Source organism: Scytonema sp. PCC 10023 (assembly GCF_963920835.1).
Classification (GTDB): domain Bacteria; phylum Cyanobacteriota; class Cyanobacteriia; order Cyanobacteriales; family Nostocaceae; genus Kalymmatonema.
This window is the reverse complement of sequence record NZ_CAWUDP010000125.1, coordinates 1-25,599: the sequence shown is the minus strand read 5'-3', so window position 1 is coordinate 25,599 and position 25,599 is coordinate 1. Positions and strand designations below refer to the sequence as shown.

Genomic DNA, 25,599 nt, shown 5'->3' with positions numbered 1-25,599 from the left:
TGAGGAGGATGAGGAGGATGAGGAGGATGAGGAGGATGAGGAGGATGAGGAGGATATAACTCCCTTATCTCCCTTATCTGCCTTATCTCCCTCATCTCCCTTGTCTTTCCCTAAGACTGGAGTCAAAATACCGCACGACCAATAACCAGTATGAATACTGGTAAATTCTTCGAGCTTGCGCGTCCAGTCAGGGTATAAATACAGAGAGCGCGTACACAACTCTTGCATTGCTTGGTCTGGGATTCTTTCGGCACTGGGTGCCAACATCCCAGCGGCAGCATGAGTAGCAGCTGCAGGAAAATCGCGGCTGACCACTGTCACTTTTGCACCGCGTAATTTTAATTCAATGGCGATCGCCAAGCTGATGACGCCGCCACCAATAATTAAAACGTCACTAGTCATTAGTCATTAGTCATTAGTTAGTTATTAGTCAAGAGTCGATAGTCATTAGTCAACAGCCATTAGTCATAAAATTTTGAACTTTGGACTATGGACTTTGAGCTATAGACTTTGGACTAACAACTCGTCACTCATAACTCATAACTCATAACTTGTAACTTATAACTCATAACTTGTAACTGATGACTAACTACCACAAGGCTCGAACTGGTTCGGTATTCTGATTTGTTTCATTAGGTGATTGATTGCCTGGTGATTGATTGCCTGGTTGATTGTTGTTACCACCGCTTGTGTCGTCTTGAACTTGGTCATTGTTAGTGTTGCTGTTCTGATTTGTCTGGGCAACGTTATTTCTTTGGTCGTTTGCGGGAGCATTACCAGCGGCAGTGCTATTAACATTGATATTAGCTGGCAGAACTTTTGATTCTTTACCCCTTGGTGCTGATGTTGGTGCTGGTGCTTGAGCCGTATTATTTCGTCCGTCCATTGGAAAGCTAATACCCAGCAATGTACCAAGCAAAATTGCTAAGCCGCCGGCCATAAGAATAAGTGGTGTCCATCTACCCATATCGTTATTTCTCCGTCTTAAACTTCTGATGTCCAAACTATTTGAGAACCTTGTCCCCAAAATCCATCATATTTTGTAACCTTCACATCGCCCAAAACTTTGGTTTGGCAGGCTAAGCGTAGGTCTGTTGTAGGAGAATGGGGAGGTAGTGACCGCCGCGCTTTGTCGCGCCAATTTGGCTGTGATACTTTGCCTTCTACAAGAACTGCACAAGTTCCACAGCTGCCAATTCCCCGACAGTTTATAACCTTAGCACCGCTATTGTAGAGGTCAACACCATTTTGCAGCAATATTTGCCGCAGATTGGCTCCGCGAACGCACTCAATTGTTTTACCTTGAGCTTGTACCTTGGGCATTCGTGAACACGCTCGTTAGCTTGTTGTTGTATTGTAACAATTCATTTCAATATAGAAAAATACCGAAACACTATATAACAATAGCTAACCTTAGACCTCAAAAAAGTAGACATCTTGCACTCAATAGATTTTTGTAGGCGGGGAACAACTGAGAAGTCGCTATTCTAGGAACTCAGAAATGCCAACTGCATTCTATATTCTGCTTTTTGTTTCCTTTATCCGGCTCAGCACTCTTATTGAGTGAGCCTAAGGAACGGTAAAATCTTTTTTTAAGAACTAAACAAGTATCCTGTAGTACTTTCGTCTTGCCCTATCCTTAACTGTACTTACACATTGCCTTAAAAGTTGTCTCCAAGAGTTCCTATTTTATGACTGCAAATTCCTCACCCCAACTTTGGATCTATGACACAACGCTACGGGATGGTACTCAACGTGAAGGATTATCGGTGTCCATAGAAGATAAGTTACGCATTGCCCGCAGGCTGGATCAACTTGGAATTCCTTTCATAGAAGGTGGTTGGCCTGGAGCAAATCCTAAGGATGTACAATTTTTCTGGCATCTCCAAGAAGAACCGCTGACTCAAGCAGAGATTGTCGCCTTTTGCTATACCCGACGCCCTGAAAAAACAGCAGCAGATGATCCAATGTTGTCAGCAATTCTTGCTGCTGGTACCCGTTGGGTGACAATTGTTGGCAAGTCTTGGGATTTACACGTTACAGAAGGACTCAGGACAACTCTTGCAGAAAATTTGGCGATGATACAGGATACGATTGAGTATCTTCGCTCTCAAGGGCGTCGGATTATATACGATGCAGAACACTGGTTTGATGGCTACAAGCGAAATCCAGATTATGCTTTACAGACATTACAGACAGCAATCTCTGCTGGTGCTGAATGGATAGTTCTTTGTGACACTAATGGCGGCGTTTTACCTCACGAAATTACTCAAATTGTCACAGATGTGGTAAAGGCGATCGGGGATTGGGGACTGGGGACTGGGGAAGATTCCCAATCCCCAATCCCTAATCGCCAATCACCAATTCCTCAGATAGGAATTCACACTCATAACGATTCAGATACGGCAGTTGCCAACGCCTTAGCTGGTGTTATGGCAGGAGTGAAGATGGTTCAAGGTACCATTAACGGGTATGGTGAACGCTGCGGCAATGCCAATCTCTGTTCGTTGATTCCCAACTTACAACTCAAGCTAGGTTATAAGTGTATTGAAGATAACCGATTGTCTCAGCTGACAGAAACGAGCCGCTTCGTAAGCGAAGTCGTAAATCTTGCTCCTGACGAACATGCTCCGTTTGTCGGACGTTCGGCTTTTGCTCACAAAGGTGGTCTTCATGTATCGGCGGTGGAACGCAATCCTCTGACTTACGAACATATGCAACCGGAACAAGTCGGAAACCGCCGCCGGATCGTCATTTCTGAACAGTCTGGAGTCAGTAATGTTTTAGCCAAGGCACGCACTTTTGGGATTGAACTCGATAAAAATAACCCCACAACAGGGCAAATCCTGCAACGTCTGAAAGTTTTGGAAAGCGAAGGATTTCAATTTGAGGCGGCGGAGGCAAGTTTTGAGTTGTTAATGCGCGAAGCTTTAGGCAGTCGCCAGCTTTTCTTTGAAATCAAAGGTTTCCAAGTTCATTGTGACTTGGTTGAGGGGAAAGGAACTTCTAATGCTCTTGCCACTGTAAAAGTCGCTGTCAAGGGTAAGGATATTCTAGAAGCTGCCGAAGGAAACGGGCCTGTTGCCGCTTTAGATGCGGCTTTACGCAAGGCTTTGATAAACTTCTATCCCCAAATGGCTGAGTTTGAGTTGACAGATTATAAAGTCCGGATTCTCAATGGACACACCGGAACAAGAGCGAAAACCCGTGTTTTGGTAGAGTCGGGTAACGGTCATCAACGCTGGACAACGGTTGGTGTTTCCACCAATATTTTGGAGGCGTCTTATCAAGCAGTGGTAGAAGGTTTGGAATATGGTCTTCTGTTGCACTCTCAAGCTGAAGCGGCTTTGAGTACTTCGAGTTGAAAATCCGCCAAGTCGCGCACGATCGCTGCGGAGAATTCTCAACGTCTCCTCTGATTTAACGTGAGTTCTGAGTTCCTAGCTGCGGTTTCTGAGTTCTCTGGTTATGAGTTCTTTCAAAGATCCAATTGCCAATCCCAGACAATTTATTGAAACTCCCACACCACGAAGGTGATTGGCAATTTGGTTGAAGAATTCACTGTATGTTAGTTGTTGGTTGTTAGTTGTTTAATAACCACTCACGCTCACTGCTCACTACTAGCTACTCGCTTCTCTTACGAGAAACTTTCCCATGCTTGAGCAACGAGTTGGCTCAGCCACCGTCTTTGTTGTAGGTCTAGCAGGCTATCGTCAGCTAGCAACTGGGCGGTTAACTCTTCTAAGGATTGACCCTGAGAACGAACAATTTTGATGACACCAGCGATCGCAGCAGCAACCAATTCTTCATCAATCGGCGCTTGTCTCAAGGCAACGATTTCTTGTGGACTGTCTGGGATGGGATAATTCATGGCGTACGTTTACAGAAACAAAGAATGAACAAGAAATGTGAGAAAGTCTTAATATTTCTTTACTGAATTTTCATTCAACCGATACGGCGGAGTTTACCATACTTTATTCGTTTGTTAAATCGGTCTTAATTTATAGATTTATCGGAGATTTTAGAAAAAAATGCAAGAGATTCTTTACCTGGAAATCCCTACTCCCGAGACAAACGCTGTATGCAACTGGCTACATACTGATTTTGAACCAGGAATTGGAGAAAAAGTACTCACCCCGCAAGGCTTTCGCTTGAGAGTTTCTGATACTACAACTAGTACTGGGACTATTTCGGAAAAGCTACCGGTTGAACTTTCTGTTTTCATTTGGTCAGTGCAGCGAACCACCTATTTGAAAGCGTTCCGTTGGGCAGATAAACCCTTTCCCAGAGAGCAACAAATTCTTAAAAAGCTCACCACTGGGTTGAGAAGTCGCTTCCCCCATGAATACCCTGAACCTCCAACGCTTGATTTGTCTAAGCAATCAATTTTTGAGGCGCTTGCTCCCTACTACCCCCTGACTGTTAAATATTTTCAAAAAATGCCCAACGGGGAATATGACTTGAAGCGAGCCTACTGGTGGGAGCAAAGATGGCGCGAAGGTGTACGGAATCCCCAGCAGCCGCGTCAAGTAGTGTTTTCCCATGTAGGGAGAGTAGGAGAAGATGAGGGAGCAGGGGGAGATGAGGGAGATAAGGGAGCAACATCCTCTTCATCCTCCTCATCTTCCTCATCCTCCTCATCTTCCTCATCCTCCTCATCCTCCTCATCTTCCTCATCCTCCTCATCCTCCTCATCCTCCTCATCCTCCTCATCCCCTTCATCCCCCTCATCCTCGCCCCAATACGACCTGATCTACATCGGCGGGGCGCTTGGGGTTATCCATGCAGCAGTCATGGCAAAACTGGGCTATCGAGTGCTGCTGTTGGAACGATTGCCTTTTGGGCGAATGAACCGAGAATGGAATATTTCCCGCGATGAGATTCAAAGTTTACTCAACTTGGGTTTGGTGACGACTGCAGAAGTGGAATCGATTATTGCACGGGAGTACAAAGACGGATTTAATAAATTTTTTGATGCTAATAATCCTAGCCACCTAAAAGCGCCTGTTTTACACACCCCTACAGTGCTCAATGTGGCTTTAGATTCTGAGAAATGGTTGCAAATGTGTGGGCAAAAGCTGCGAGCCGCAGGTGGTGAAATTTGGGATCAGACAGAGTTCATGCAGGTAGATGTATATAATACACAAGTCGTTGTTACTGTCAAGGATTTAACCAGTCAAACCCAAAAGCAAGTGAGTGGGCGACTAATAGTGGATGCTATGGGAACCGCTTCACCAATTGCATGGCAATTGAATGGTGGTCGTGCTTTCGACAGTGTTTGCCCGACTGTGGGAGCAGTCGTTGAGCGGGGATTTGAACCGGGAGTATGGGATTCTCAGTATGGCGATGTGCTATACAGTCATGGGGATATCTCGCGAGGAAGGCAGTTGATTTGGGAGCTGTTTCCTGGAGCAGATGAAGAATTGACAATTTATTTATTTCATTACCACCAAGTGAATCCCAAAAACCCCGGTTCGTTGCTGGAGATGTACGAGGACTTTTTCACGATTTTGCCAGAGTACCGCCGCTGCGATATGGATAAGCTGGTGTGGAAAAAGCCGACTTTTGGATATATACCGGGGCATTTTAGTGTGGGGAGCCGCGATCGCACTGTTGCTTTTGACCGTTTGATAGCGATCGGCGATGCAGCATCACTCCAGTCTCCCTTAGTTTTCACTGGCTTTGGTTCTTTGGTTCGCAACCTAGAACGCTTGACAACTCTTTTAGATACCGCCCTCAAACATGACTTGCTGAGTTTCCGCCATTTGAACCAAATTCGCGCCTTTCAAAATAATATTGCCGTCACTTGGATGTTTTCCAAAGGAATGATGGTTCCTACTGGCAAATTTATACCACCCCAGCGAATTAACTCTATGCTTAACAACTTTTTTGGGTTGTTGGCAGATGAACCTCCAGAGGTGGCAGATAATTTCATTAAAGATAGATTCGATTGGTTGACCTTTAATCGGCTAGCGATTAAAGCAGCTTGGAACAATCCTGCATTGCTACCGTGGATTTGGGAACTTGCAGGTGCTAAGGATTTACTCAGATGGACTGGAAACTATTTTGACTTCAGTCGCCACGCTCTTTTACGCACTTTGCTTAGTGGATGGTTCCCACGCTTTCTTCGGCAAATTGGTCCTTGGCTGGAACCCCGATATCCAGCATTGTGGTTACGGCTATTAGCGATTAGCTATGCTCTCACCACAGGCATTGCACGTCCCCAAAATTCAGTAGCTCAAGTTACATCGGAAACGACACTTCAGAAGCCAAAAGCCATTTAGTTCTTTGTCATGAGTCAAAAATTCTTAACTAATGACTAATGACTAATGGCTCTTGGGTCTAAAATTTGGTAGCTCCACAGCAGCCAAAGACTTTCGCCGCTTGGGTGCACGCTGCGGGTAAAGCACTGGGGAGGGAGAATTGGAGTTGGTATCGTAGTTAGTCAGCTCTTGAGAGTCAGTATTTTCTGACAATTCCACAGATGACAATTGCGATACCTGTATCCAATAGTCCTCAGTTTCCTCTGGAGAATCAATACTTAGTGATGTTTGAGCAGTTTCTGGTTCCGAAGTCTGGGGTATTACAGAAGTTTCCCAAATAGCTTCAGACGCCAAGGTACTGGCTGCATCTTTTTCAGCAGCAGGTTGTGCAGATGTGGACACAGGATTGGCAACAAAAAACATTTGCAGCACACCATCCAATTGCTCTTCTAAGCTTGCTGAACCCAAAGATGAAACTGTTTCAATTTCTGGTTGTGGTGTGTCAACTGGTTGCGTTTGTGTAAATGTTTCTTTTGGATCTGAGGTGTCCCAACTAGACGATGGATTAGGTATGGAATGATCCCATTGGTGTGGGGGTGATGCGATCGTTTCCCCGCAAGGATTATCTACACTATCTGTAAAAAATTCAGATTCCGCTGACCAAGGTCGAATCGGTTGCGCTTGGGAAAACAAAAAGCTAGAGTGCCTAGATGGTCTTGTTTGACTGCTGTTTATGTCGTTATGATCAAGGGAATCGTAGCTAGGGACTGGTGTCTCCAGACACTTTTCCAAAGCTGCTTTAAATTGTAGAGTCTGGCGTTGTTGTCGCATCAGCCTCGTCCGTAGCTCTCGACAAGAGTTTTCTGATTGCAATAGCTGGTGAGACTGTTCGTTGCAGCTAGATTTCATCAGCGCACATTCCCGCTCTAATTGAGCAAGGCGTTGTTGGCTAATTTCTAGCTGCGCTTTGTAATTTGAAATCAAACTTTCCTGGCGCTGAACCGTTTGCACAGCAGTTTCCAACTGTTGAAATAAGGAATTTACTTGCTCTTGAGTGGCAGTAAGTTCCTGAGTTTGTTGGTTAAGCATCGACTCTGTCACACTTGAGCGCTTTTTGTGCCACTGCAAAGCCATCTCTGACTCAGTTAAGGTAGCTTTTAGCTCCTCTACTTTGTCATACAACTCATTATTGGCAGAACGTAATTCTTGATTCAACTCCAGCAATTTCTGGAATTCAGCGTCTATGAGTTCTTGTTTTTCGCTGTTAGGTTCTGCAACCCATTCTTGCTGCAGTGCATCTTGTTCTGATGCAATTTCGCTTTCGCACTGGTTGTTTTGTGTTGGTGCCAGTAGTGGCTGGTTAGCAACAGCAGTGCTTCCACTATTGTTAACTGAGTAGAATGGACAACTCACCTGCTCGGGTTGCAGCGAATACGTAGTTGTTAGGGGTTCAACAAAATCCCCATTGTTTGGGGTGTCAGTTTGATTCATCACTCTCTTCACCCACCAGCCTTAAATTACAAAGCAGAGACTGCGGTAGCATGACATATAAATGCTGTCTCATTACAAGAGACTATCGAAGGCAAGTTTAGTTTCTTGTGTAATTAAGTCACTAAACATGAGCTAGTTATAGCTTTTCCTCACTGCTGCTTGCAAAAAAAACAGAATTAAAAAATACTCTCGTTTTTGATGAAGCAACATATGTTGTTTGATAGTCTTACCCTGTTTATCTCTGCTAAACAGTTGTAGCAGTTTTTCTTTGGAAAAATACAACAATGATGTTGATACAATGTTGCAGTTTGATAGATCTGTAAATCAAAGGGAGAAAACATATACCCCTGAGTATCTTACCATCAGGGGTGCGAATTTGTATTAATTTCTATCAAGCTAGAGGTTGACAGTGGAGTATAAATATGATAAGTAAGAAAATTTTTCTAGGGGAAACCACTAAAAAAAGCGATCGCCTTTATTATTCCGATTAAAAGACAACTCATAGTTGGTAAAAGACCAAGTTGCAGTAATTTGTAGGGTGGGTACTGTCCAGTCACGACACACCAACGATATAGGAAGGTAGGCAGTGCCCACCCTACGTTAGATTCGCCTTTTTCATCTCCCCTTCTTGTTTACGGCAGCCAACGGGGATGAAATCCAACTAGGGGAAGTTGTTCTGGCTTAATCTCGTTTGCCGCAGCAGGGTCGGAAATGGGCAGCAGGGGCATTAACCACAGGCTACTGGTAGCTATTGTCTGTCCGTCATCAGTTGTTAACATATTTGCTTGTGATGAGCCGGTGGGGGTTGTCTGCGGTACAACTTGGTCAAATAACAACCCCAAACCATCAGGTGCTAAACTCATCTCCACATTCCGTTGGTCGGGGGGCAATACCAGCAGTGGTTTTTGTTGCCCGCTTTTGAGGTCGATCGCCACTAAATATGGCTGTTCCTGATACAGTTCTCCTGGTAAGAGCTGAGTTAACAAGCAGTAAAGGGTGGGTGAGGCGGTATCAAACTGGCAGCTAACAATTGAGCCTTTGGTGCGTAGCATTTGTTTTTGCACGCCTTGGTTAGTCACCAGAAACAAATCTCGGGTGTAATCTGAATTAAACTTGACCATTGCCGCTTGCGAACCATCCTTAGAGAAAGCCTGCACTAAGCCAAACTGTGGTAAAAAATCTAGGGGTTTGCTGGTTTCTGCTTCCAGGGCTAATATTGCTGCACCTTGACCTTGGGCAACTGCGACAGCTTTACTATCCGGCGTGATGATAAAGTCTCCCCCTGGTTGACTTTTGAGACGTTTGAGGGTTGGTTTGTCTTGAGAATTTTTGCTGTTTACGGGCATAAACCACAGCCCAAAGTCGCCTGGATCATCTTTTTTGCCTCGTTGGACAACAAGAATTTGTCCATCAGGCGATAAGTCAAATTTCAGGTTTTGATATTCCTTGTTATCCAAAATTAGGTCAACTCTACCTGGTGCTTCTGCTTCTTTTTCAGATTGCGTAGAAATACCGCTTGTGACAGTATAAAGCTGAGATGAAAGTAAGTCTTGGCTTCCGAGTTTGCGAGCAGAAAATAAAATTTTATCCCCATTTGGAAAGGGCTTAAAATCCATCACAAGTAAGTCTTGAGGCGTGAGTACTTTTTTTTGTTGTTGGGTGAGATTGTAGAGAACTAATCGTCCCTTGTCTTGTTGATCTGCTCCGACGTAAAGAATAACGCGATCCCGTGTGCGAAAACTTCCTGTAAACGGTTGTATTTGTCTGTTTTTTCCTTCTTGTTCCGAAAATTTATCCTTGGCTGCCTCTAGCTGTACTTTGTACGTTGTTCCATAAGGGGCTGGTGTCATCAGTGTGTAAACCATCCGCCGCCCTGCCCAACTCATTTTACCTGCTAAGGGCGGATCGATTCTTATGTTATCTTCTACGCTTTTTGAGTCCATTGGGCGACTAAAGGTGAGGCTGAAGGATATATCATCTGCTCCAACTTCTTGGTTCTGCCAGCTAAAATGACGCACGCTAGGCTTAACTGCATCACCCTGTAACATTAATAGCCCAATCAGCAGACTGAGGATGAGCATCAGCCCGATAGCAATACGATCTAGTGGTTGGAAAAAAGTTTTACTAGTAGTCATTAGTCATTAGTCATTAGTCATTAGTCATTAGACATTAGACAATATTGCATCTCTTTGATTTCATCTGTGTCCATCTGTGTCCATCTGTGGTTAATTATTCTTTTTTTCGACTTTTGCAAGAAGTCTATTAGTCATTAGTCGATTTTGATGACTTTCGACTATCAACTCCTGACTAGTAAGAATATGGATTTTTCGGTTGGGGAATTTTTTTCAAGGAAGTTGCACCGATAGTCAATTGGCGTTTATTTGCCAAATTTTCCGTCATCATTTGTCCTTCAATTTCCAGCCAGGTATCGGGTGGATATTGATCGCGAGTCTCTTTCAGTTTTACAGGTAATCCCACAGGATAGGCATCTGCAGCGCAGCAAGTGATGACAAATCGTGCCAAGAAGAAATATTCTTTTCCTAAATCCGGTGGGTGGATAACAAATCCCTGTACCTTGACTTTTTGTCCTGTATATGAATCTGGTTCTGGATAGACGTTGAGCGTACGTACCCAATCTAGGAGTGTTCGCTCTTCTGGACGGGTCGAAGGGCGGAATGCTTGAGGTTGGGCGCGTGTTGCTCCCACTAAATCTGTCACACCTCGCGCAAGCGCTGTTTGGCTGGCAAAAACCTGGGGTGTAATTGTTAATCCTAGGATTGCTGCTGTTAAGAGTATTGCACTACCCCAACCTGGTGGAAAGAAACTCAGGTGCTGCACACTTGGAGCCACCTCACGCCGCTGCCGCAAAAGTTGCAGTGTCTTGAAGCCACTAACAATGAGCAAGCCAATTGCACCTGTAATTGCTAACCAAAAGTAATCGGGGTGAATTAACAAGTTGAGTTTATTAGTTAGCCAGTACTTGAGGATTAAAATACCCCAAGCTGTGATTGCTAAAACATCAACCCAAGACTGTAATTTATAATTACGGATTTTAGATTTTGTTTTTGGTATTGAAGTCATTGGTGTTTAGTCATGAGTCATGAGTCATTAGTCAGAACGCAACAGACAAATGACAAAGGAAGAAATAACCAAAGGAAAAATAACTCCTTTTTTAAATAACGTGCAAGTTAATGAAGAGGGTCAATAAAAATGTTAACTGTCCTGCTAAAACAAACAAGTAGATGACAGCCCTTGGTTTCAAAATTGATAACAATAAACCAATGCCTTTGATATCAATCATTGGTCCAAATATCAGAAAAGCTAACAAGGAACCACTGGTAAAAGTTGAGGCAAAAGACAGGGCAAAAAATGAATCAACTGTAGAGCAAATTGACACCACTGCAGCTAATATCATCATGGCAGTGATTGAGGTAATTGGACCAGATCCTAAACTGATGATAAATTCACGAGGGACTGATACTTGAATAGCAGCAGCGATCGCGCTTCCTATAACTAACACCGCCCCTAATTCGCGCAATTCTTGCACGCAATTATCCACCAGCAACCGCAGTTTATCTGCTAAGGGTTTACTGGGTTTAGAGGTTGCCATATTTGCTTGCACGCCATTAGCATCTATCCGCATCGTTTGACCTGCTTGCCCTCCTAGCAAATAAGTCCCAGACTGTAGTAAGGTGGGTAGCGTTGCTTGCTGCTGTTGTACTAATTGATTTCTGGTGGAGCGTTTGCCTTGTGGGTTTGCAGGTGGGTTGAATTTCAGATAACGAGCGATCGCAGGTTCTACAATCGTTGCTAAGTCTTTTTGAAAACTAAAGACAAAGCCAACAATGACTGCAATCAATAGGGAAAATACGACTCGTAACACCACTATTTCTGGCTGATCGCGAAATGCCGTCCAAGTTACCCAAATGACAATCGGGTTGACTGTCGGTGCTGCTAGCAAAAAGCCAATTGCTACTGGTATCGGTACTCCTTGCATGAGCAACCGCCGTGCTACTGGTACGTTACCGCATTCACAAACAGGAAATAAAAAGCCCACTAGGCTACCAGCTAATGCACCCAGCAAAGGATTTTTGGGCATTTTTTCCACCAGTTTGCGCTCATCGACAAAAAACAGTAGCAAACTAGAGAACAAAACCCCAAGCAACAAGAAAGGTATCGCCTCGACGAGCAGACTGAGAAAAAGGGTAAAACCATTGTTCAGTTGATTCATGTGTCTCGCTGATCAAAGCGCTGTTGAGTTTTTCGGTTGTGCCAAATCATTTTTTTCAAAATCGGTATTATCTACAGGTAGGGACAATGAAACAGCACTCAAGTCACAAGATTTTTTAATGCTAATTGTGACATATGTCTGTTGCCAATCTTTAGTTGCGCATGAGCCATTAGCAATAACCTGTTTCATTTAGCTGTATATACTTGCCTCCATGTACAAAAGATGAATCTTATTCCTAGTGCAGCGTGGCGCAAATAACAAGGGCAGTTCAGAACTAGTCAAAAGGCAGATATCACAAACATTATTTCCTTCGTTTAGGTTAGGGCAAAGCCCTACAGTTCCTGCTGCCTTCTGCCTTTAAGCACTAGATTGTTAAACTTAAGAAATAGTTCCACTTTCGGAGTGTCAGCACTTAGGGTGCACAATTACGGTTAGCTCAGTAAATTCTTCTTGATATTATGTTGTGTCTTACGCACTTTCATAAAGGGTTCACAGTTTTTAAACATTCGGGGATCGCTCTTGGTAACTACTTATTATGAGATATTACTATTTTTGGCAACATCCCATATGACTATGGATAAATACCTACTACAAAAATTTTCAACTCGCAAGACCAAAATGGAACAAATACGCTCTCGTACTCAGGCTGAATTTATTTAAAAATCAACCCTACCCCAGGAGCAGAAGGCTCTGTGGACGACATACAGCACATTGTTCGTGCATGAAGTACAATGTTCTTGTCTAAAAGCAAGACTAAGAGCCCTTTTGACTTCTAGCTTAGAAATTGGTGCTGTATGCGTTTCAAGCAAAAGTGTTACAGTTTTCCAGGCAGGGTGGCATTAAATTTTAGCAAATCATCCATAGGATAGATATCTTTTAACACCATTATCTTGAAAAGACAAATCTGCTGCTGATACACAGGGGCGGAATATCATCAAACATTGATAACATCATTTAAAAACGCAAAGACGCAAAAGTGTAGAGACGCGCCATGGCGCGTCTCGACCTTTGCGTCTTTACACAAAATTTAAATTTAGGGAGAGCAATTGTATTGCCTACGCGGCTGTTGTTACTGTTTTGCTGTGCGAGCAAACCACTCCTGGTATGTTTTCTGGTGTTCTTGATCTTCTACCAGAATTGTGACTTGCACCGCTTTGCATCCATGATTTCGCTCAAGGGCGATCGCATTTAAAAGTAAGCTAGCTATTTTAGGGGAGCTAAATTCACCACTCACGGTTAAACCGCCATCAAAATTAGCCAATGCAGGTGTTTCTCCTTCAGTCACCCCTTCTGGTGTTTGGGCTTGAGTCAAATCAATACCAGAAATTTCTTCTTGTCCCAAATCTATTTCTGCAAGCTGTTTGCGTTCTGGGCTAACTTGTTCTACTATCAGTTTCTCGCGCCTGATGGGAACTTGTACTATTTCAGTTTCAATTTCTTTACGGACAATTACCTCGCCAATTTTGCGCTTCGTGCGGTCAATGACTAATCGTTCTCCTAGCAAACGAATAATTTCTTCTACTGAATCTATGTGGATATCGGTAGCATTTGTTACTCCTGCAATGTTCCCTGAGTCTTGTGTATTTGCTTCTGGAGTGTTTGAATTTTGTTCCATTTCACTGACTTGGCTTTCTCTTTGTATATATTCAGGTAAATATTCTATTTGTTCTATTTGTGATTTATCCACGTTTATAAAAATTTGTTTAATTTGTGAATCAATTTTTTCAACTAGCTTACTACTTAATAGAAACAATTGATCCTTTACCTGATTATCCGAGTCAGATACCACAAAGTTTAACTGACGATTGCCATCTATGATTAAATCTTGAACCTCACCTACTACCTGACCTTGCCTATCAATGACAGCATAATTTTTCACTTTTGCCCTCAAAGTTTCTAGCAAGGCGCTAATTCTTGTGATTTTACTTGCCTTTTCATTGTTTATAGGAAATGTTTTGTAAGTCATTGTTAGCACTTAGTAACTGCTTACCCTAAAATTCTAAAATAATTTATCCATTTATTTATAAATAAATGGGAAATAGAGACGCGTAAGCCTTGCTCTACTCTTAGGTGAGGCAATTGCGCGTCTCTACATTGATGAAGGTGAACTAAAAGGCTCTTCGAGTTCTTTTAGAGAAGATTTTTGCTCTCAGCCGCACAAATTTGTCTATTTGCGGGCGGCTGGTCAGGCAATTACAAGGCTTGATTTAGCGTTCATCAATGGGAAGACCAGGAGCGTTCACATCCAATTCTTCACGGCGAATTGTTTCTTGAGCCTCAACGGTGTCATGGTCTACAACTTTCCGCACTCTGACTTCTTCACGCACAAATGCTTCTTTGCGAACGTCAGCTGTTTCTTCGTAGATTTCCACGCGAGCAACTTCTCCTTCACGGAAGTTAGCTTCGCCAGGAGCAACTGCTCTACCAGCATCGGCTGGAGTGACTCGCTCAACAACGACTCGTTCTTTTTCTACTGGAACCGTAACTCGCGCAGTTTCAGTTTCAACGTGCTTGCCAATAGCTACTTCTCCAGCTTTTTGGCGTCTCTTATTGGCAATTAGCCGTTCTTCGTATAGTTTCAGGGTTTGATTATTCTGCTCGTTCAATTGGAACAGAGAAGGCTCGTGGTCGTAATTGTAGCTATTACGGTCGTAAGTGGGAGTTGTTGCTGCTGGATAAGCTGCACCCGCCAAAGGAGCCGATGCTTCTAGAGGAGCTGATGCTTCCAGAGAAGCTGATGTATCTACAGGTCGGTTTCCGGGGGTGCGATAGACACCGCGTACGCGCTCTTCGTAGTCGTAATCAACGGTATCACGCTCGTTGAACTCAGGTAAATTTTCAGCTTGTTCTCTGGTTAAGCCAAGCGCAAAAACACGATCAAGGTTATAGTCGATGCGAGAACGACCAACTGGTAAAAGAACTTTCTTACCAAAAATCCAGAAACCTAAGTCAACAACTAGATAACGGAAACGACCTTCTTCATCTACCAAAACATCACTAACTGTACCAATTTTTTCGTCGTTTACTTCTGTGTAGACGCCCAGCCCCTTGACATCAGTACCTTGAAAACTATCTTTGTAGTTTGGATCGAAATCTGCAATTTTGTGTAAAGCCATGCTATTTTCCCCTCAAAGTCTTTGTATCTCCTACCAAGTACTTTAAAGAATTTCCCGGCTATGCTCCATCTCCCTAACGAATGACTTAAATTATATTATTAATGCTCAATAGTGGTAGTTCTTTTTGATTTTTGTATAGTTCATCCTTTCTTGACTTTTTCCTAATCCTGTTAGCAATTTCAGATATTTTTTTACATCAAAAAGAAACACAGACAAAAGATGTATGTTTACCCTTTTGCCTGTATTATTTTACAGTCAATTTTTAATTGAGATTTTTTTGGCTAAGCAATTTAAAAACGATCATTTGGAGTCGTATCAACTTGGTTTATGGGCAAATCCCCTTGAGTATTAATATCTAACTCTTCCCGACGAATTGTTTCTTCTGCTTCAACTGTATCCCTATCAACCACTTTTCTGACGCGGACTTCCTCACGCACAAACGCCTCTTTGTGAATTTCAGGCGTTTCTTCATAGATTTCTATGCGTGCTATTTCCCCTTCTTGAAACTGAAGTTCGCTGGGATTGACTGCTCTGCCTGCATCTGTAGGATTAATTCGCTCAATAACAACTCGCTCTCTTTCAATTGGTACAGAAACTCGTGCTGTTTCTGTTTCAATGTGCTTACCAACTGCTACTTCCCCTGTCTTGACACGGCTTTTGCTGGCTACGAGGCGTTCTTCATACAGTTTGAAAGTTTGATGGTTCTCGTCATTCAAATTGTACAAGGATGCATCTTGTTGATAATTGTACGTATCGCGATTGTAAGCAACGTCACTTGATATTGGACGATACGCACCGCGTACCTGCTCTTCATAATCGTAATCAACGGTTATGTTGTCTCTGTACTCAGGCAAACGTTGCACTTGCTCTTTGCTGAGTCCATCAACAAAAACGCGGTGCTGATTATAATCAATACGGGAAAGACCAATCGGTAATAATATTCTTTTATCAGAAGAATCATATTGAGTGTCTATAACCAGATAGCGAAAACGACCATCTGCATCAACTAGCACATCGGCAACTGACCCAATTTTTACATTGCCTTCTGTATATAAATCTAAAGTTCTGATATCGTCACCACCAAAAGTTTCTCTATAGTTTGGATCAAAGTCTGCAAGTTTGTAGAGAGGCATAATCTTGTCTTTACATTTAAGAACATCTATTCTTTACAGTAGAAATAGATTTGATGATTGCCATCTCGCTGGCGACTTAATTTATGTAATTAATTATCAGCCATTAGTCATCATTCTTTAGTTGGGAGACTATTGACGGAAGAGTAAATAACTCAATATATACTTATAAAGATATAATTTTACTTGGGTTGAGCTTCTGATTCTTTTCATTCAATCTCTCTATGGTATGATGTTAAAAAATAGTCAATAAATAATAAGATAGAGATTAGAATTCCAAAAGGTAGAGAAGTTTAGACTATTGTGATTGAGACTACTAATTCAAAATTTCAACTCTAAAAGAAAACCTAATAAAAATGTCTGGTCAATCTTGGTTATCACAGCTCAAACAACACAAAGTTATTGCAGTTATCCGCGCCGCAGAGGTCTCATTGACACGCCAATTGGCTTTAGCTGTGGCATCTGGAGGAATGCAGTTGATTGAAATTACTTGGAATAGTGCTGGTGCGACTGAATTGATCGCGCAACTCAGGGTAGAATTACCTAACTGTACTATTGGAACTGGTACGCTGCTTAATCTAGAGCAAATGCGGGAAGCAATTGCTGCAGGGGCACAATTTCTCTTCACTCCCCACGTTGATCCAGTGATGATTAAAGCAGCAGTGGATATAGGCGTACCTATCATACCAGGAGCCCTCTCCCCAACAGAAATGGTTACGGCTTGGTCTAGTGGCGCAACCTGTGTCAAGGTGTTTCCCGTGGAAGCAGTAGGAGGCGTAAGGTATATAAAAAGTTTGCGAGGACCATTGGGTCATATTCCCTTAATTCCGACAGGGGGTGTGACTTTAGAAAATGCCAAGGAATTTTTACAAGCAGGGGCGATCGCAGTTGGTTTGAGTAGTCAGTTGTTTCCCAAAGAGTTTGTAGATACTGAAAATTGGGAGGCGATCGCTCAAATAGCAGCAAACTTGCTCCAAAAAATTAGTTAGTCGTGTTATATCCTCGCCAAGGACTAACTTGGAGTATGCCTTGCTTGGTAAACACCACCTTAAAATGAACAATCTCTTCCCTAGTTGCTGGTCGTCTTTTCACCAGCTTGTAGAGTAAGTCATTCTTCGTTGTTTGTTGAGTGAACTGAGCACCATCTGAGTTAACCAACTGATAACCTAAATTTTCCTCAGCCCGTCCCCGTTGTTGCCAAGCTTGATTCAGTTGGTTGTAGACTTTTTGAGTCAAAGGATAAAACAGGGTGGAATCGGTACTCTCGGGATGCTTAGTCAAAACTGCCGCTAATTCTGAAGCGAAAGGCGGCGTAGTCATAGCTGCTTTGAAGGCACTTGCCAAATCTTGATAGTTTCATCTGCACTGCCACTGGCGAGGGTATGACCTTGAGGATTGAAAGCCACAGACCAAACGGCTTTATTATGTCCTACAACAGTGCTTAGCAACTTCCAAATTAAAAAATATCCAACTTTTTTTGTGGGGTGGGCATCCTTGCCCGCCCAGTTTATAGGACGCTCCCCAATCCCATGCCACAAATTGGATAATTTATTCGTTGGAAACCCCTAAGCGCTGTAATAAGCCATTCGGCTTATAACCCCAAGCAGATATTATCGCTGGTGCTTCCATCAGGATGAAATCAGACAAAATGGCGTCATGTCGTAGCAATAAACTGGGAAGTATAGGAGAAAGCGAAAACTTTCCCCAAAGCGCTGTTATTTGAGTATATATGCTATGAAAAGCCTGATTTTTCCTATATGGATGCGTCCTGTGAAACTATTGTTGACTGGGACAGCACTGACCTTGAATATTTTTTTTGCTGCTTCAAATGAGGTTTGGGCGCAATCCAAAAGCCAGACAATTAAACAACAAATACAGACGCTACAAAAATCCGATCAACGTTGGATTCAAATTGACCTTTCAGACCAACGCTTAGTCGCTTGGGAAGGAGGCAAACGTCTTTATGCAATCATGGTTTCCACAGGTAAGAAATCCACCCCAACTCTCACTGGTGTTTTTCAAATTCAATCCAAGCTTAAGTCTACTCGAATGCGGGGTACAGACTATGATATTCCGGACGTTCCACATACTATGTATTACAGTGGAAGCTATGGGATTCACGGTGCATATTGGCATCGAAAATTTGGCACGCCAGTCAGCCACGGTTGTGTCAATCTGCCTCCCAAGCAGGCTAAGCGGCTATTTAACTGGGCGTCGATAGGAACACCAGTGGTGGTGCAAAGGTAGGTCATGGGTTATGGCGGTTCGGCGGTTGAGTCAAGTACAGCAGCACAGACCTAACCCCCAACCCCCTTCCCTACCAGGGAAGGGGGCTATTTCCCCTCCCAGTAAAAAAAGCTGCTCCTCTTCCCTCCCCTAAGAGGGGAGGGTTAGGGAGAGGTGGGGAGGGGTTAGGAAAGAGGTCAATTTGTACTGGTGTAGTAAGCGCTCACTACAAGCCATGTTTAACTCAACTGCGCCACGAGTTGATTCTCCAACAACGTTTCACTGGTTAACAAGTCCTCAACCGTGATTCGCAAAAAGCGTTGCTCATCGATTTGAAAGCGGACTTTGACGCGATCGCTCCCCGGAAATCCAGGCGGTGTCAGTTGGGCAATACTTCTTGCACCATCTTTATCGTTGAGGGATTTGACGTTTGTTTGTCCGGTGGCGATTGAGCGAGTAATCAGGCGATCGCCATCAAAATAAACTTCTGTAGCGCCTGTATCTGCTCCCAATTCCCCCATAATTAATTCAATACTCGGCTGACTCTCCACAGAAGCGCCCAAAACTAATTCTACAGGCTGACTCATTGGGTAAGGTTGCCCAGCTTTAATGATAGGATGCCAGCTGTGGCATTTGTTGCGGCGATCCCAGTAACGGATACCGTAGCTATGGTAAAGAAAATCTTTCAGTTCCACACCTTGAGCAAGCTGCAAAGCACCTTGGGCAATAGCTTCAAAAGGACGCTCGCAACGAATTTTTTCTGGTTCAAAATACTGCTTCACCCATGTTTGGACGGCTGGAAGTTGCACAGTCCCACCAACAAGTAAAACAGCATTAATGTCTGAAACTTCTATTCCCTGGCGTCGCGCTTGCTGCAACAGGGAACTCATTGACTCATCAAGTTGTTCAAAAAACGCGTGTTCTTTGAGGATACTTTCTAGGGTATCGCGGTTGAGTTCTAACTCATAACTTTCAAACGTCTCATCGTTGAAGTAAACTTCACTCGCTTGGGTTTGGCTTGAAAGCTGAATCTTCACCCTTTCCGCCAGTCGCGTTGTCAAGGGACTAGCCACAAGCCCTTGGGTTTTGGCAAAGTAATCAACCAGCCAATTATCAATATCAGTACCACCCAAATTTTGCCCAGCCTTCGCCAGTACGCGAGCGGTTTTTACCTTTTGCTTAGAGTCTTCGGCTAAGGACTTATTCCCCCACTTGAGAAGAAATCCTATGGGCTTTTGAGTGGTTTGCACGCTTTTATCCAGGCGCACCAGCGATAAATCTAATGTTCCGCCGCCAAAGTCAATCACCAAGAGAATTTCTTGGTCTGCCATACCATAACCTAAAGCAGCAGCTGTTGGTTCATCCAACATCCGCACTTGTTCGACGCTTAGGGTTTGGCAAACTTGTCCTAGCCAGTGACGATAAGCTTCAAAGCTGTCTACAGGTACCGTTAACACCAGAGAGTCTATTCCGCCTTGCATTGGTGCCAATTGCTCAATAATTTGCAATAGGAACCATTGCCCTACCTGCTCAAAGCTGATAATTTGTCCATCTATCTCAGGTAAGAAACCTTGGATATCTGCACCAATACCGCGTTTGAAACTGCGGAAAAATCGCGGGTCGTTTTTCAGGTCAAGACCGCGATCGCGCACTTGTTGACCCACCAACACTTGTCCCTTTGAGGCATCTTCAACATAAACCAAGCTGGGAATCAGTGGGGGGTTGAGACTTTGTTGAATCGATAAACCAGGTATGTTGAGAGTTTCTGGTTGTTGGGTAACTGGGTTCCACCGAGCGATAACTGTGTTGCTCGTTCCAAAATCTATTGCTATTGCCATAATTGTTAATCATCTCACGCAAAGATGCAAAGCGTGAAATTATTTTCCCATTACCCATTGTATTTTTAAGAGCGCAGCTATTTCGACAGGAGTTTTCTCAGCACTCTGCCCACATAATAATTAAACAAAAAAGTCAATGCCTTAAAGTAGGATTTATTTTATGAAATTTATATGTAAAGATCATAACAAAGCTAGATGGTGTCCTATGCCTGCTAGCAAAATATCATTCAAGCTATGCAGGAAAATCAACAACAGCCCGAAATCGCACAACAGGCAGCTTGTGCTGATGAAATATTGGCTGCTTTTGAGGAAATAAAGTTTTTACGCGAGCAAGTAGAGTTTTTGCGTGAGTTGGTAGAGAGCCAAAAGCTATATTTGCAGCACAAAGAGAACCAACTGCAACAGCTAGAGCAAGAATTGAAGATCACAAACGAAGAGTTGTTTACTGCACTCACTTTAGACGCAAGTTGCCCCTGAAGGGGCAACTTGCGTCTAAAAAATTTAGAACACTTAACACTCTTTAAGGCGAAGGAACTAGCTAAGACAATTTTGAAAAGTGAAACATTGAAGAGTGAGTCTATAGCTGAGTTGATCACTCTTATTTATGGCGAAAAAGTTAAACCAGAAGAATTGCAACAGACAGACAGGTTAAGTCTTCAAACAAATCCTTTAAAAAAGAATCTTGCCCATAAGAAATCAAAGAATTTAGCTAGAACGGCTAGAAGCCCCACATCTGACCCGATAGGGCAGTGTGGGATGAATAGCCGGACAAAAACTCGGCGCACCTCCGACCTATGTTGACCATCGGTCAACGCGGGAGTGGGGTGCCCGAGTTTTTGTCAATCTCCGGGATTTTTAACGAGTCAATCATCTCATCAATTACTTGAGTCATTGTTTTTTCTGTTAAAGATGCATATAAGCGAAGTTTATTTAATCTTCTTTCAGATGTTCTAACTCTAATATATTTATCCTTTATTTTGTTTCCTCATTGTTTCCTTATAATGTTATCATATATAAAGCAAGGAGGTGATTAAAAGTGTTGAAAGCAGTTAAGGTAAGACTATACCCAACAACTGAACAAGAAATATCTCTAGCCAAATCATTTGGTTGTGCAAGATGGTATTGGAACTATGCCTTAAATGCTTGCATCCAACACTACGAACAAACTGGAAAGTCGTTAAAAATAAGTGTTTACAAGGCTTATCTCCCGCAATTAAAAGTAGAACATCCTTGGTTGAAAGAAGATTGCTATTCTGCTGTTCTACAGTGTGTAGCCATTAACTTAAACAAGGCTTATACAAACTTTTTTGAAGGTAGAGCCAAGTTTCCAAAATTCAAGTCTAAGCATCATAAGCAGTCCATTCAGTATCCGCAAAACGTTAAGGTTGTAGGTGATTGTCTGGATGTTCCCAAAATTGGAGTAATTAAGGCTGTCTTTCATAGACCAATTGAGGGAAAAGTTAAGACAGTTACCATCAGCAAAACTCCTACAGATAAGTACTTTGCATCTATTCTGTGTGAAGTAGAGGGAGATACTAATCAATCATCTGGTGACAAAACACTAGGTATTGATTTGGGCTTAAAGGATTTTGCTATCGTCCATGATGGTAACCAAGTTACTAAGTATTCCAATCCAAAACATCTCAAACGGCACGAAAAAAATCTAGCTAGAAAGCAGAAAAAACTTGCTCGTAAAGTTAAAGGTAGTAATTCAAGAAACAAGTACAGAAAACTCGTAGCTCTTGTTCATGCTACGGTTCAAAATTCCCGCCAAGATTTTCTGCATAAGCTAAGCAGAAAACTGGTAGATGAAAGTCAAATCATCATTGTAGAGAATCTCAATGTTAAGGGAATGGTACGGAACCGCAAGCTATCAAAGTCAATATCCGATGTAGGTTGGGGGATGTTTGTTAATTTCCTAGACTATAAGTTGAAGCGTAAACAAGGACGACTTGTAGAAATAGGAAGATTCTTTCCCAGTTCAAAGACTTGTTCGTGCTGCTTAAATGTTGTTGATGAGTTAATGCTCGATATCCGTGAATGGGATTGTCCCAAGTGCAAGACTCACCACGACCGCGATGGTAATGCAGCATTGAACATAAGGAATGAAGGGATTCGGATATTATCTATGGACGGAGGGAACCCCGTTCTTGCCGTGCCGAGGCAGAGTAAGACCACCTACCTTCCAAGGAAAGGGGCATCTGTCAATGAAGCCGGAAGCCTACACCGACCCGTCAGGGCGGTGTAGGTAGTTCACAGAAGTCGTCCCAGAAACGTATAGAAAGATCTAAGAAGCATATCCAGGAAACCAGGGAACTCTTAGAAAAATCAAAAAAGTGCCTAGAGAAAATCAAATCGCCCTCAGACACCGAAGATTAGGGAATTTATTGCAGCCACCAAGAGCGCAAATGGGCGATCGCTTCTTCCTTATGCTTAGCTTCGACTTCTATCCAAGGCGCTTCTCGGTAAACACTCGGCATCGCGGTGATCAAGTCGCTGTGTTTTCTGTCTTGAAAAGCTTCTTCACCGTTGGAAATATGAACCAACTGCCACTCAGGCTTATCCCAAGTTTCTCGTGCGGCATAAAACATTTCCGCCACGTTCGGATCATCGTAACTCTCTAAATTTTCATGGCAGATGTGGTGATGGGCATCAAATACCAATGGTACATCAGCCCGTTGGCAAACTTCTAAAATCTCACGAGTACTGTAAGCGTGTTCGTCATTTTCCAAAGTCAAGCGGCTTTTGATGTTTTCTGGCAATTCTGAAATCACCCCCACCAGTTGATCTGGGCGTTGAGATTTGCCACCATGAATATTCATCAATGACCAAGAAGAACGTGGTAAACCTAGTAAGTCTAATGTGCGGGCGTGGCGATCTAAAATTTTGATACTAGATGCCACCACTTGTGGTGAATCAGAACTCAGCACCACGTATTGGTCTGGATGTAGTACCATTCGGATGCCCAATCTTGCCGCCCTTTGCCCGATTTTGGCTAAATCTGCACTCATCTTCTCTAAAACAGTTGCGCCGACTTCGTCCTCCCAGTCACTCATGGGGAACAAATTAGAAGTCATCCGATAAAGCCGCAGTGAGTTCCGCACACAAAAAGTTAACGCCAAATCCAAGCGCTGTAAGTTATCGCGATAAAGTACTTTCAGCGCGGTTTCCCGTTGCTCTTCTGGAAGTTCTAAGTAGCGCGTGCGCGTTATTGTCCGGAAGCGCACCTCTTTGGAAAATGTAATGCAAACCAGTCCTAAGTGCGGTGGAGCAGTTTTTTCCAACTGCTGTGCATTAGGTGAATTGTTAGTTGCAATCCCTGATAGGGATTTAGACTCCCGCACTGCTGACATATTACATATCACTATTACGCCACTTCTTTGATTTAACTTATTTCTACCCTTGAGTGGTGAGTATCTAAAGGCAGAAGTCACTCGCTTTGCTCAAATTCAAAATTCAAAATTATAAATTCAAAAATAATACGCGCGTTGCGGCTCAATTACCTCACCCCCGCCCCTTGGCATTGCATACAACGTCTCTAGAGTTTGTCCATTTTCATAGGAACTACAAGCTTCCGTTCCGATAAAGACAACAAGACAGTGTTGTAGAAGTATATCTGCCTAAAGATAGATTTATGAAAAATAGTAAACTTTTATTAAATCAAATGTCATAATTGAAACAAAATTTTTTCATTTTGGTATTTATAATCTCTTGACAAAAGTACCTATGGCTACAAATCCAAAAATACAGGTTTGGCATATGTATCTTTTGGCATTGATGTCAAGTAGCTTAAATATTTATTAATATAGTAAAGAAATTTAATATTCAGCAGTCAGAGTCAAAAAAGCTATCAGGTGCGGAAGTATCGCACCAAAAATCTACCAGTAGCGACGATTCGCCGCTGGTGCATCCTCTAACCATCAGATTCTTCAACAACGGAGAAAATCATGAATAACCAGCAACAGTCAGACTCTAATCAATTTGTGGGAAATCTTAAGAATGGAATTTGGGTGTTTGGCATTTCATCTTGGGTATTTGGTATAACTGATCGCAGCATTGCTTCGTTTTCCGATGGCTATCTGTCTGCGTTGGATCTAACGCAACTGTTTACCGCTGCAACTTTCTTTGTGGCTTGGTTATTTCTCAAGCCCACATCTAAGGCATAATTCCATTTTTGATGTTTGATGGAATGCAAATGTAGCAGCCATAAAACCAAATAGTAAGATACGAGGACAATAGTCCTGATTGGCGCTAGTTTTTTTAAAAATTGGAAGGTTGAGTATCTGAAACAAAGCACTTTTTACGGCAATGGAGGGTGCGCCAAAAGTGTATTTACTTACTTGCAAATGCAAAAAATCGGGGGAATTTAGAGAAATCTAAAAATTTCCCCGATTTTTTAATGAAGCCTCTTACTCGGTTCCCGCCAGAAGAATACCTATTTTTTCACCGCACAAGGCAAGAGAGGACAGTGAACTACCTACACCGACCTTACGGTACGGTGTAGGCTTCCGGCTTCATTGACAGATGCCTTTCTACCTTTCGGCTTATTGGTCTTACTCCGCCTCGGCTCGGCAAGAACGGGGTTCCCTCCGTCCATAGATAATATCCGAATCCCTTGATTCCTGATGTTAAGTGCTGCATTACCATCACGGTCATGATGAGTGCCGCAACTAGGACAATCCCATTCACGAATATCGAGCGTTAACTCATTAAGAACGTGACCGCAACATGAACACGTTTTAGAACTGGGAAAGAATCTCCCTATCTCTACAAGTTGTCCTTCTTTGCGTTTCAACTTGTAGTCCAGAAAGTTAATAAACATTCCCCAGCCCACGTCGGATATCGACTTTGATAGCTTGCGGTTGAGCACCATTCCCTTGACGTTGAGATTTTCTACAACGATAACTTGGCTTTCGTTGACCAACTTTCTGCTTAATTTATGCAAGAAGTCTTGGCGGGAATTTGACACTCGTTCATGAACCTTGGCTACTAGTTTTTTATATTTGTTTTTTGAATTACTACCTTTTACCTTACGAGCAAACTTTTTCTGCTTCCTAGCTAGATTCTTCTCATGACGCTTCAGGTGTTTCGGATTTGAATGTTTGGTAACTTCATTACCATCATGAACAATAGCAAAGTCTTTCAACCCAAGGTCAATACCTAGTATCCTGTCGCCACTTGGTTGATTTACATCACTATCAACTTCACATAGCACAGACGCAAAGTACTTATCTGTAAATGTTTTGCTGATATAGGAGTCCTATTTGATTTTTGAAAAAACTCCGTACATAGCAAGAGTGTCAA

At 42.8% G+C, this 25,599-nt stretch carries 25 protein-coding genes; 7 read left to right on the top strand and 18 right to left on the bottom strand.

The features are described 5' to 3' along the window. From ACM0OZ_RS41980 to ACM0OZ_RS41970, 3 genes are all read right to left on the bottom strand, one after another. Positions 1-402: FAD-dependent oxidoreductase (locus ACM0OZ_RS41980; protein ID WP_414588816.1), on the bottom strand; the 402-nt coding region annotated here is incomplete at its 3' end. A gap of 187 nt (positions 403-589) precedes the next feature. Beyond that, complete coding sequence (locus tag ACM0OZ_RS41975; RefSeq protein WP_414588815.1) at positions 590-967, bottom strand: hypothetical protein; 378 nt, start codon at positions 965-967, stop codon at positions 590-592. 17 nt (positions 968-984) lie between these two features. Next, positions 985-1,323, bottom strand: a complete 339-nt coding sequence (locus ACM0OZ_RS41970; protein ID WP_096565430.1) for a 2Fe-2S iron-sulfur cluster-binding protein — start codon at positions 1,321-1,323, stop codon at positions 985-987. A gap of 368 nt (positions 1,324-1,691) precedes the next feature. On the opposite strand from ACM0OZ_RS41970, the gene cimA reads away from it, so the two are divergent. Then, entirely contained in the window at positions 1,692-3,365 is a 1,674-nt protein-coding gene (gene cimA / locus ACM0OZ_RS41965) for a citramalate synthase (RefSeq protein ID WP_414588814.1), read from the top strand. 272 nt (positions 3,366-3,637) lie between these two features. Here the strand turns inward: cimA and ACM0OZ_RS41960 are convergent, their stop codons facing one another. Further along, complete coding sequence (locus ACM0OZ_RS41960; protein ID WP_414588813.1) at positions 3,638-3,871, bottom strand: hypothetical protein; 234 nt, start codon at positions 3,869-3,871, stop codon at positions 3,638-3,640. Between the two features lie 160 nt (positions 3,872-4,031). Here ACM0OZ_RS41960 and ACM0OZ_RS41955 point away from each other — a divergent pair, with 160 nt between their 5' ends. Continuing rightward, a complete protein-coding gene (locus ACM0OZ_RS41955) occupies positions 4,032-6,284 on the top strand; it encodes an NAD(P)/FAD-dependent oxidoreductase (RefSeq protein WP_414588812.1) in 2,253 nt (750 codons plus the stop codon). Positions 6,285-6,326: 42 nt separating this feature from the next. Here ACM0OZ_RS41955 and ACM0OZ_RS41950 read toward each other — a convergent pair whose 3' ends face one another. The 9 genes from ACM0OZ_RS41950 to ACM0OZ_RS41910 form a co-directional block, all read right to left on the bottom strand. Further along, a complete protein-coding gene (locus tag ACM0OZ_RS41950) occupies positions 6,327-7,754 on the bottom strand; it encodes a hypothetical protein (protein WP_414588811.1) in 1,428 nt (475 codons plus the stop codon). A 456-nt stretch (positions 7,755-8,210) separates the two neighbouring features. After that, positions 8,211-8,348 carry a hypothetical protein gene (locus ACM0OZ_RS41945; protein WP_414588810.1) on the bottom strand — a complete coding sequence of 46 codons (138 nt, stop codon included), beginning with the start codon at positions 8,346-8,348 and terminating at the stop codon, positions 8,211-8,213. Between the two features lie 38 nt (positions 8,349-8,386). Next, entirely contained in the window at positions 8,387-9,889 is a 1,503-nt protein-coding gene (locus tag ACM0OZ_RS41940) for an Ig-like domain-containing protein (RefSeq protein WP_414588809.1), read from the bottom strand. 172 nt (positions 9,890-10,061) lie between these two features. Beyond that, positions 10,062-10,835, bottom strand: coding sequence for a TIGR03943 family putative permease subunit (locus tag ACM0OZ_RS41935; protein WP_414588808.1), 774 nt, complete (start codon positions 10,833-10,835; stop codon positions 10,062-10,064). Between the two features lie 91 nt (positions 10,836-10,926). Continuing rightward, positions 10,927-11,985, bottom strand: a complete 1,059-nt coding sequence (locus ACM0OZ_RS41930; protein WP_414588806.1) for a permease — start codon at positions 11,983-11,985, stop codon at positions 10,927-10,929. Positions 11,986-11,997: 12 nt separating this feature from the next. Next, positions 11,998-12,174 (bottom strand): hypothetical protein, encoded by a 177-nt coding sequence (locus tag ACM0OZ_RS41925; protein WP_414588805.1) that lies wholly within the window; start codon positions 12,172-12,174, stop codon positions 11,998-12,000. A gap of 880 nt (positions 12,175-13,054) precedes the next feature. Continuing rightward, positions 13,055-13,951 (bottom strand): DUF2382 domain-containing protein, encoded by an 897-nt coding sequence (locus ACM0OZ_RS41920; protein ID WP_414588804.1) that lies wholly within the window; start codon positions 13,949-13,951, stop codon positions 13,055-13,057. Between the two features lie 241 nt (positions 13,952-14,192). Next, positions 14,193-15,101 carry a DUF2382 domain-containing protein gene (locus ACM0OZ_RS41915; protein ID WP_414588803.1) on the bottom strand — a complete coding sequence of 303 codons (909 nt, stop codon included), beginning with the start codon at positions 15,099-15,101 and terminating at the stop codon, positions 14,193-14,195. 290 nt (positions 15,102-15,391) lie between these two features. Further along, the gene (locus tag ACM0OZ_RS41910) at positions 15,392-16,234 is read right to left on the bottom strand and encodes a DUF2382 domain-containing protein (protein ID WP_414588802.1); all 843 of its coding nucleotides are present in this window, start codon (positions 16,232-16,234) and stop codon (positions 15,392-15,394) included. A 353-nt stretch (positions 16,235-16,587) separates the two neighbouring features. Between ACM0OZ_RS41910 and ACM0OZ_RS41905 the strand changes: the two genes are divergently transcribed. After that, positions 16,588-17,220, top strand: a complete 633-nt coding sequence (locus ACM0OZ_RS41905) for a bifunctional 4-hydroxy-2-oxoglutarate aldolase/2-dehydro-3-deoxy-phosphogluconate aldolase (RefSeq protein ID WP_414588801.1) — start codon at positions 16,588-16,590, stop codon at positions 17,218-17,220. On the opposite strand, the gene ACM0OZ_RS41900 is transcribed toward ACM0OZ_RS41905, so the two are convergent. Together ACM0OZ_RS41900 and ACM0OZ_RS41895 are read right to left on the bottom strand one after the other, a co-directional pair. After that, positions 17,213-17,551: a hypothetical protein gene (locus ACM0OZ_RS41900; RefSeq protein WP_414588800.1), complete on the bottom strand. Its 339-nt coding sequence runs from the start codon at positions 17,549-17,551 to the stop codon at positions 17,213-17,215. The genes ACM0OZ_RS41905 and ACM0OZ_RS41900 overlap by 8 nt on opposite strands. Then, complete coding sequence (locus ACM0OZ_RS41895; protein WP_414588799.1) at positions 17,548-17,679, bottom strand: WD40 repeat domain-containing protein; 132 nt, start codon at positions 17,677-17,679, stop codon at positions 17,548-17,550. The genes ACM0OZ_RS41900 and ACM0OZ_RS41895 overlap by 4 nt, the downstream gene beginning before the upstream one ends. A 286-nt stretch (positions 17,680-17,965) precedes the next feature. Here ACM0OZ_RS41895 and ACM0OZ_RS41890 point away from each other — a divergent pair, with 286 nt between their 5' ends. After that, positions 17,966-18,478, top strand: coding sequence for a L,D-transpeptidase (locus tag ACM0OZ_RS41890; RefSeq protein WP_414588798.1), 513 nt, complete (start codon positions 17,966-17,968; stop codon positions 18,476-18,478). Positions 18,479-18,696: 218 nt separating this feature from the next. Here the strand turns inward: ACM0OZ_RS41890 and ACM0OZ_RS41885 are convergent, their stop codons facing one another. After that, the gene (locus ACM0OZ_RS41885) at positions 18,697-20,295 is read right to left on the bottom strand and encodes an Hsp70 family protein (protein WP_414588797.1); all 1,599 of its coding nucleotides are present in this window, start codon (positions 20,293-20,295) and stop codon (positions 18,697-18,699) included. A 234-nt stretch (positions 20,296-20,529) separates the two neighbouring features. On the opposite strand from ACM0OZ_RS41885, the gene ACM0OZ_RS41880 reads away from it, so the two are divergent. Together ACM0OZ_RS41880 and ACM0OZ_RS41875 are read left to right on the top strand one after the other, a co-directional pair. Continuing rightward, positions 20,530-20,772, top strand: coding sequence for a hypothetical protein (locus ACM0OZ_RS41880; protein WP_414588796.1), 243 nt, complete (start codon positions 20,530-20,532; stop codon positions 20,770-20,772). A 559-nt stretch (positions 20,773-21,331) separates the two neighbouring features. After that, positions 21,332-22,543, top strand: coding sequence for an RNA-guided endonuclease InsQ/TnpB family protein (locus tag ACM0OZ_RS41875; RefSeq protein WP_414588795.1), 1,212 nt, complete (start codon positions 21,332-21,334; stop codon positions 22,541-22,543). Positions 22,544-22,679: 136 nt separating this feature from the next. Here the strand turns inward: ACM0OZ_RS41875 and uvsE are convergent, their stop codons facing one another. Beyond that, on the bottom strand, positions 22,680-23,648 hold the full coding sequence (uvsE, locus tag ACM0OZ_RS41870) for a UV DNA damage repair endonuclease UvsE (RefSeq protein WP_414588794.1): 969 nt from the start codon (positions 23,646-23,648) through the stop codon (positions 22,680-22,682). A 594-nt stretch (positions 23,649-24,242) separates the two neighbouring features. Here uvsE and ACM0OZ_RS41865 point away from each other — a divergent pair. Beyond that, complete coding sequence (locus ACM0OZ_RS41865) at positions 24,243-24,461, top strand: hypothetical protein (protein WP_041041516.1); 219 nt, start codon at positions 24,243-24,245, stop codon at positions 24,459-24,461. A 311-nt stretch (positions 24,462-24,772) separates the two neighbouring features. On the opposite strand, the gene ACM0OZ_RS41860 is transcribed toward ACM0OZ_RS41865, so the two are convergent. Then, positions 24,773-25,510 (bottom strand): RNA-guided endonuclease InsQ/TnpB family protein, encoded by a 738-nt coding sequence (locus ACM0OZ_RS41860; RefSeq protein WP_414588793.1) that lies wholly within the window; start codon positions 25,508-25,510, stop codon positions 24,773-24,775. Positions 25,511-25,599 lie beyond the last annotated feature (89 nt).